Consider the following 6,305-nt stretch of genomic DNA (forward strand, 5'->3'; position numbering starts at 1 on the left):
CGTGTTGACCCTTGCGTACTTTGACCGGCTGGGCGTGCCCAGGCTGTCATGACCTCAAGCTCTCGAACCGCCCGGTGCGGACCCGCATGCCGGGTGGTGTGGCAGGGGTGCAGCCGATAATGGCTGCCCCCTATGCCGATGGCGCGTTGTGGATCATGTCCCGCACCCGGGGGTAAATTTGCTGGTTCCAACGCCGCCCGCTGAACACGCCGTAATGGCCCACGCCGGTCTGGATGTGGTGGGTCTTCAGGTACGGGCGCACATTGGGGCACAGGTCTTGCGCAGCCACCGTCTGGCCCACCGAGCAAATGTCGTCGCGCTCGCCCTCCACCGTCATCAGCGCGGTGCGCCGGATGGCAGCGGGGTTCACGGTGCGGCCCTTGTACTGCAGCACGCCGCGCGGCAGATCGTAGGTCTGAAACACTTTTTCCACCGTTTCCAGATAAAACTCGGCCGGCAAGTCGTTTACCGCCAGGTACTCTTCGTAGAAATCTTGAATCGCTGCAGCTTCCTCCAGACGGCCGTGTTCCAAGTGGTCGTAAATGTGGCGAAACGATTGCTTGTGCCGTTCCGGGTTCATGCTGATGAAGGCCGAGAGCTGAACGAAGCCGGGGTACACGCGACGCATGAAGCCGGTGTGGGGCAGTGGCACATGGCTGATGAGGTTTTTCTCAAACCACGAGATCGGCTTGCTCACCGCCAGGCGGTTCACTTCGGTGGGGTTGACACGGCAGTCCACCGGGCCGGCCATCAGCGTCAGGCTGCGGGGCTGGGCGGGGTTGTCGTCCTCGGCCATGATGGCGGTGGCTGCCAGCGCGGCCACACAAGGCTGGCACACCGCCACCATGTGGCTGCCTTCACCCACGGCTTCGGTGAACGCGATCATGTAGCTGATGTAGTCGTCCAGGCTGAAGCCGCCGTGTAGCAGTGACACGTCGCGCGCGTTGTGCCAGTCGGTAATAAAGACCTCGTGGTCTTGCAGCAGCGTGCGCGCGGTCTCGCGCAGCAGGGTGGCAAAGTGACCAGAGAGCGGTGCCACCAGCAGCACCTTGGGCTGGGGCGGCAGGTCGGTGTCCGTCTTGCGAAACCGCAGCAGCGTGCCAAACGGCAGCGTGAGCACGGTCTCTTCCACCACCGGGACCTCGCGCCCGTCCAACATGGCTGAATGGATGTTGTACGGCGGGCGCGAATGGGTGAGCCGCAAGCGCGACAGCACATCGCAGGCCGCAGCCACCTTGCGCACCAGGGTGCGTTCGGTGTGCTGAAACCAGAGCGATGCACTGAGGTGCTGGGCAGCAAGGCGCAGCGGTGAGACCATGTCGGACTGGAGTTGGTAGGTCTGATACAGCATGGTGGTCTTTTCTGTTGGAGTCACACTTTGCAGGCAAGTACCGGGCCAGTGTGTCCTGCACCCGGCTGGTGCGCTCGGCATGCACAAAGTTGGCACAAGGATTGCTCATGGAACCGCTCCAACAGGAGCATGTTCATGGCCAAAGCGGTACTCACGATCAGCAGCAAAAACTACGGTGCCTGGGCTTTGCGCGGTTGGCTCATGGCCAGGCTGGCGAAGCTGGAGTTCACCGAACACACCATTTCGCCCGATGACCCGGCCATGAAGGCCGAGATGCTGCTGCTGTCGGCCTCCATGCGCGTGCCCTCGCTGGACCACGACGGCGTGCATGTGTGGGACACGCTGGCGATTGGCGAATACCTCAACGAGATCAAGCCCAAGGCTGGGCTGCTGCCGGCCGACCGCGCTGCCCGTGCCCACTGCCGCGCCATTTGCGGCGAAATGCATTCGGGCTTCAGCGCCATGCGCTCGTCCCTGCCCATGAACATCAAGGCGCACTTTCCGGGCTTCAAGCTCTGGTCGCGGGCGCAGACCGACATCGACCGGGTGGAAATCATCTGGCAGGAGTGCCTGTCCAAGTACGGCGGTCCGTACCTGTTTGGCACCAAGCCCTGCATGGCCGACGCCATGTTTGCGCCAGTGGTCACGCGTTTCATCACCTACGACGTGCCGCTGGACGCCGCCTGCGTGGCCTATTGCGAGCAGATCATGGCACTGCCGGCCATGCTGGAATGGGTGGCGGCAGCCCAAGCCGAGCCCGACGAAATTGATGAATTGGAAGCAGAGTTTTAGCCCACCTCTGCGCAGTGCCCAAGGGCGCGTCACCCCCTCAGGGGGGGCAACGCTGGCGGCCCGGTAAAGTCAGTTTTTCGGCGTTTTCGGTGACGGCATTTCACGCCGGCCCTGCTTGGATCAGGGTTCCGTCCAAGGTGTCGGTTTCGGGATCTCGCACACCGGGTCGACCGGCACCGACTTGAAGTCGGCCGGGGACACGATCTCCAGGTACTCCATGTCGGGCGAATAGTCGAACAGGTAGTGCCGGATGCCGGGGCGCTGGTGCACCACGTCGCCGGCTTCCACCAGCGTCACCTGGTCTTCATACATGAACTTGGCCCAGCCTTTGGTCATGATCACGATTTGAAAGTCGGCCTCGTGGATGTGCCAGCCGGTGCCGCCGTCGGGAGGCAGGTTGGCTTTCACCAGGTGCGCCACCACTTTGCCGTGCGTGGCGGCGGCAATGCCCAGGTCGCGGTAGAGAAAAAAGTCGCGCAACCCCCCGCGCACGAATTCGGTTTCACCGGGTTTGACGTGGGAGAACAGGGTGGTGGTTCGGTCCAGCATGGGGCGCTCCTTCTCGGTTGGATGCAAGCAGATTGTTGCGGTGCAGCGCAAAGCATGAAGTGTTCCATTGGCCTTTTTTGCGGCAAGAGGCGAGGTGGTGCACCGAAACCCTGCCCCCTTGCACCACAAAGGGCCGCCCGGCGCCGGGCTGGCCCTCTGGGATAATCCAGCCCACTATGAGCGGCAACACCTTCGGCACCCTGTTTTGCGTCACCAACTTCGGTGAATCCCACGGCCCAGCCATTGGCTGCGTGATCGACGGCTGCCCACCCGGTATGCCCTTGACCGAGGCCGACATCCAGCTTGACCTGGACCGCCGCCGTCCCGGCACCAGCAAGTTCGTTACCCAGCGCAACGAGCCCGACGCGGTGGAAATTTTGAGCGGCGTGTACGAAGGCTGCACCACCGGCACGCCCATTGCGCTGCTGATTCGCAACACCGACCAGCGCAGCAAGGACTATGGCAACATCCTGCAGACCTTTCGCCCCGGCCATGCCGACTACACCTACTGGCAAAAATTCGGTATCCGCGACCCGCGCGGTGGTGGCCGCTCTTCCGCCCGCCTGACCGCGCCCACCGTGGCTGCGGGCGCGGTGGCCAAGAAGTGGCTGAAAGAACGGTACGGCACCACGTTCCAGGCCTGCATGACGCAGATTGGCGACGTGGCCATTGGCTTCGAGAGCTGGGACCACGTGCCCAACAACCCGTTTTTTGCGCCGGTGTCCGACGTGTCGGCACTGGAAGACTTCATGAACGCGCTGCGCAAGAGCGGCGACTCGTGCGGCGCGCGCCTGCGCGTGGTGGCCCACAACATGCCGGTGGGCCTGGGCCAGCCGCTCTACGACAAGCTCGATGCCGACATTGCCTACGCGATGATGGGTTTGAACGCGGTCAAGGGCGTAGAAATTGGCGCTGGTTTTGCCAGCGTGGCGCAGCGCGGCAGCACCCACGGTGACGCGCTCACGCCCGAGGGTTTTGTGGGCAACAACGCCGGTGGCGTGCTGGGCGGCATCAGTACCGGGCAAGACCTGGACGTGTCCGTGGCCATCAAGCCCACCAGCTCCATCCTGATCCCGCGCGACAGCATCGACGTGTCAGGCGCGCCGCTGGAGGTCATCACCAAAGGGCGCCACGACCCGTGCGTGGGCATCCGCGCCGCGCCCATCATGGAAGCGCTGCTGGCGCTGGTGGTGATGGACCATGCGCTGCGCCACCGTGCGCAGTGCGGCGATGTGCAGGTGGACACGCCGGACATTGCAGCGGCCGGGCGCGGGTGATTCGTTCACCGTTCGGCTGGAGCCTGTCGTCGCCCTTGAGAACCCTGCGCCGGGCGCAGGGTGAACGGGGGTTTCTGTGAGTCAGCGCAAACAGCTGTTCCCTTTCGCGGCCCTGTCGGCCAGCTATTTTGCGCACATCGGTTTCTTCAATCCCTACCTGCCGCTGTGGCTGAAGGAGCTGGGCTTCAGCCTGATCGCCATTGCGGTCCTGACGTCGGTGCAGTCGGCCACCCGTTTGTTTGCGCCCTACGCCTGGGGCATGCTGAGCGACCGCACCGGCGAGCGCGTGAAGCTGCTGCGTTTTGGTGCGACGGTGGCGCTGCTGCTGTCCATGGGCCTGTGGTTTCCGCTCGGTGGTGTGGCGCTGTTTGTGGTGCTGCTGCTCATGTTCACCCACACCAGCGCCATGATGCCCATGAGCGAGGCAGCGTTGGCGCACCTGGTGAGCCAGGGCGGCGCGTTCGACGCCAAACGCTACGGCCGCGTGCGGCTCTGGGGTTCGCTGGGGTTTCTGGTCACAGTGGTGAGCGCAGGCTGGTGGTTTGAGCGATTTGGCATGGGGCATTTCCCCGCCTGGACGCTGGTGACGCTGGCGGCGGTGGTGGTCAGCGTGTGGCTGCTGCCCGACTTCAAAGAGGCCATCCAGCACGAAGACAATCACCCCAATATGTGGCCGGTATTGCGCCTGCCCGAGGTGCGCTGGTTTTTCGCCGCCGTGTTTTTTCATGTGCTGGCGCACATCTTCGTTTACGTGTTTTTTTCGCTCTACCTCGACAGCCTGGGCTACAGCAAAACCGTGATTGGTCTGCTGTGGGCCTTGTCGGTGGTGATTGAGATCGGCTGGTTTTTCTTTCAGGGGCGCTGGCTGCCTTTGCTTTCGCTCACCGGCTGGCTGGTGCTGGCAGCTGCGCTCATGGCGCTGCGCATGGGACTCACGGCGGGGCTGCCGCTGGTGTTGCCGCTGCTGCTGCTGCTGGCGCAGGCGCTGCACGCCATCACCTTTGCGGCGCACCACACCGTGTGCATTGCGCTGCTGTCGCACCATTTCCCCGGACGCTTGCGTGGGCGCGGCCAAGCGCTTTACACCGTGGTGGGCTACGGCTTGCCGGGGGTCTTGGGTGGTTTGGGCGGGGGGCTGCTGTCGTCTGCTTTCGGGCTCGCCAGCGTGTTCTGGCTGGCTGCCGGCTGCGCGTTGGTGGGAATGTGCTGTGCACTTCGCCTGCGCCAGCGGGGACAGCTGCCGCGCTGATCCCCTCCTGTAACCGTGCTTGGGTTGCTTGCCAGCACCCCATCGGCACGGAAATCGATGGCCCTTTGCAACCGAAACTCAACCGTGCCGATTTGATGTCGATGTGGAGTGGCACCGCACGAAATCTTGACACCGTTCACGGGTGTGAAGGACACCCATAACGGCAGCCACCGTCAGCGAACTGCATCGACCAGCGTTTTGAATTCATCGACATCGGTGAAGCTGCGGTACACGCTGGCAAAGCGGACATAGGCTACTTTGTCCATTTTCTGCAGTTCAAGCATGACCAGTTCGCCAATGCGGCTGGAATGAACTTCTCTGACACCAAGGTTAAGCAATTGCTCCTCAATGCGTTCGATTGCGCTGTCAATTTGCGTGGTGCTCACAGGGCGTTTGCGCAGCGCCAGATTGAAAGACGCAAGCAACTTGACACGTTCGTAGTCAATGCGGCGACCGTCTTTCTTGACGATGGTTGGAAAGTTGACTTCTGGCCGCTCATAGGTCGTGAACCGCTTTTCGCAATGGCTGCATTGGCGGCGGCGGCGAATGAAATCCGCGTCTTCCGAGACGCGGGTCTCTACAACCTGGGTTTCAAGATGGCCGCAGAACGGGCATTTCATTGCAAAAACACCTTCGTTTGACGGCCGTTTTTCACTTGTAGACCGGGAATCGGGCCGTCAGCGCGTTGACCTTGGCGCGCACAGCTTCGATGTTGGCCGGGTCACGCGGGTTGTCCAGCACATCGGCCACCAGGTTGGCGGTCATGCGGGCTTCCTCGTCCTTGAAGCCGCGTGTGGTCATGGCGGGGGTGCCGATGCGCACGCCGCTGGTCACCATCGGCTTTTCAGGGTCGTTGGGAATGGCGTTTTTGTTGATGGTCATGTGCGCACTGCCGAGCACCGCTTCGGCTTCCTTCCCGGTGATGCCCTTGGCGCGCAGGTCCACCAGCATGACGTGGCTCTCGGTGCGACCGCTGACGATGCGCAAGCCACGCTCAGTCAGCGTTTCCGCGACGATGCGTGCGTTTGTCAGCACTTGCTGCTGGTAGGCCTTGAATTCAGGCGCAAGGGCTTCCTTGAAGGCCACC

6 protein-coding genes and 1 pseudogene are annotated in these 6,305 nt (G+C 62.8%); 3 read left to right on the forward strand and 4 right to left on the reverse strand.

Features of this window, described 5'->3' with window-relative positions:
* Nucleotides 1-130: 130 nt before the first annotated feature.
* Nucleotides 131-1,351 (reverse strand): polyhydroxyalkanoate depolymerase, encoded by a 1,221-nt coding sequence (phaZ, locus tag Q7J58_RS08205; protein ID WP_304826017.1) that lies wholly within the window; start codon nt 1,349-1,351, stop codon nt 131-133.
* A 135-nt stretch (nt 1,352-1,486) separates the two neighbouring features.
* Between phaZ and Q7J58_RS08210 the strand changes: the two genes are divergently transcribed.
* On the forward strand, nt 1,487-2,143 hold the full coding sequence (locus Q7J58_RS08210; protein WP_304826019.1) for a glutathione S-transferase: 657 nt from the start codon (nt 1,487-1,489) through the stop codon (nt 2,141-2,143).
* Between the two features lie 120 nt (nt 2,144-2,263).
* Here the strand turns inward: Q7J58_RS08210 and Q7J58_RS08215 are convergent, their stop codons facing one another.
* Complete coding sequence (locus tag Q7J58_RS08215) at nt 2,264-2,692, reverse strand: cupin domain-containing protein (RefSeq protein WP_304826021.1); 429 nt, start codon at nt 2,690-2,692, stop codon at nt 2,264-2,266.
* Between the two features lie 176 nt (nt 2,693-2,868).
* Between Q7J58_RS08215 and aroC the strand changes: the two genes are divergently transcribed.
* Both aroC and Q7J58_RS08225 read left to right on the forward strand, forming a co-directional pair.
* Nucleotides 2,869-3,969, forward strand: coding sequence for a chorismate synthase (gene aroC, locus Q7J58_RS08220; protein ID WP_304826024.1), 1,101 nt, complete (start codon nt 2,869-2,871; stop codon nt 3,967-3,969).
* Nucleotides 3,970-4,045: 76 nt separating this feature from the next.
* Nucleotides 4,046-5,218, forward strand: coding sequence for an MFS transporter (locus Q7J58_RS08225; RefSeq protein ID WP_304826027.1), 1,173 nt, complete (start codon nt 4,046-4,048; stop codon nt 5,216-5,218).
* A gap of 173 nt (nt 5,219-5,391) precedes the next feature.
* Here Q7J58_RS08225 and nrdR read toward each other — a convergent pair whose 3' ends face one another.
* Nucleotides 5,392-5,838: a transcriptional regulator NrdR gene (gene nrdR, locus Q7J58_RS08230; protein WP_304826030.1), complete on the reverse strand. Its 447-nt coding sequence runs from the start codon at nt 5,836-5,838 to the stop codon at nt 5,392-5,394.
* Between the two features lie 31 nt (nt 5,839-5,869).
* Nucleotides 5,870-6,305: pseudogene (glyA, locus tag Q7J58_RS08235) on the reverse strand (serine hydroxymethyltransferase); the annotation flags it as partial.

The organism is Hydrogenophaga sp., from assembly GCF_030656115.1.
Taxonomy (GTDB): domain Bacteria; phylum Pseudomonadota; class Gammaproteobacteria; order Burkholderiales; family Burkholderiaceae_C; genus Hydrogenophaga.

Bases quoted from the DNA above. Each gene is read 5' to 3' on its own strand.
- phaZ (WP_304826017.1), bottom strand. From the start codon at position 1,351: ATGCTGTATCAGACCTACCAACTCCAGTCCGACATGGTCTCACCGCTG.
- Q7J58_RS08210 (WP_304826019.1), top strand. From the start codon at position 1,487: ATGGCCAAAGCGGTACTCACGATCAGCAGCAAAAACTACGGTGCCTGG.
- Q7J58_RS08215 (WP_304826021.1), bottom strand. From the start codon at position 2,692: ATGCTGGACCGAACCACCACCCTGTTCTCCCACGTCAAACCCGGTGAA.
- aroC (WP_304826024.1), top strand. From the start codon at position 2,869: ATGAGCGGCAACACCTTCGGCACCCTGTTTTGCGTCACCAACTTCGGT.
- nrdR (WP_304826030.1), bottom strand. From the start codon at position 5,838: ATGAAATGCCCGTTCTGCGGCCATCTTGAAACCCAGGTTGTAGAGACC.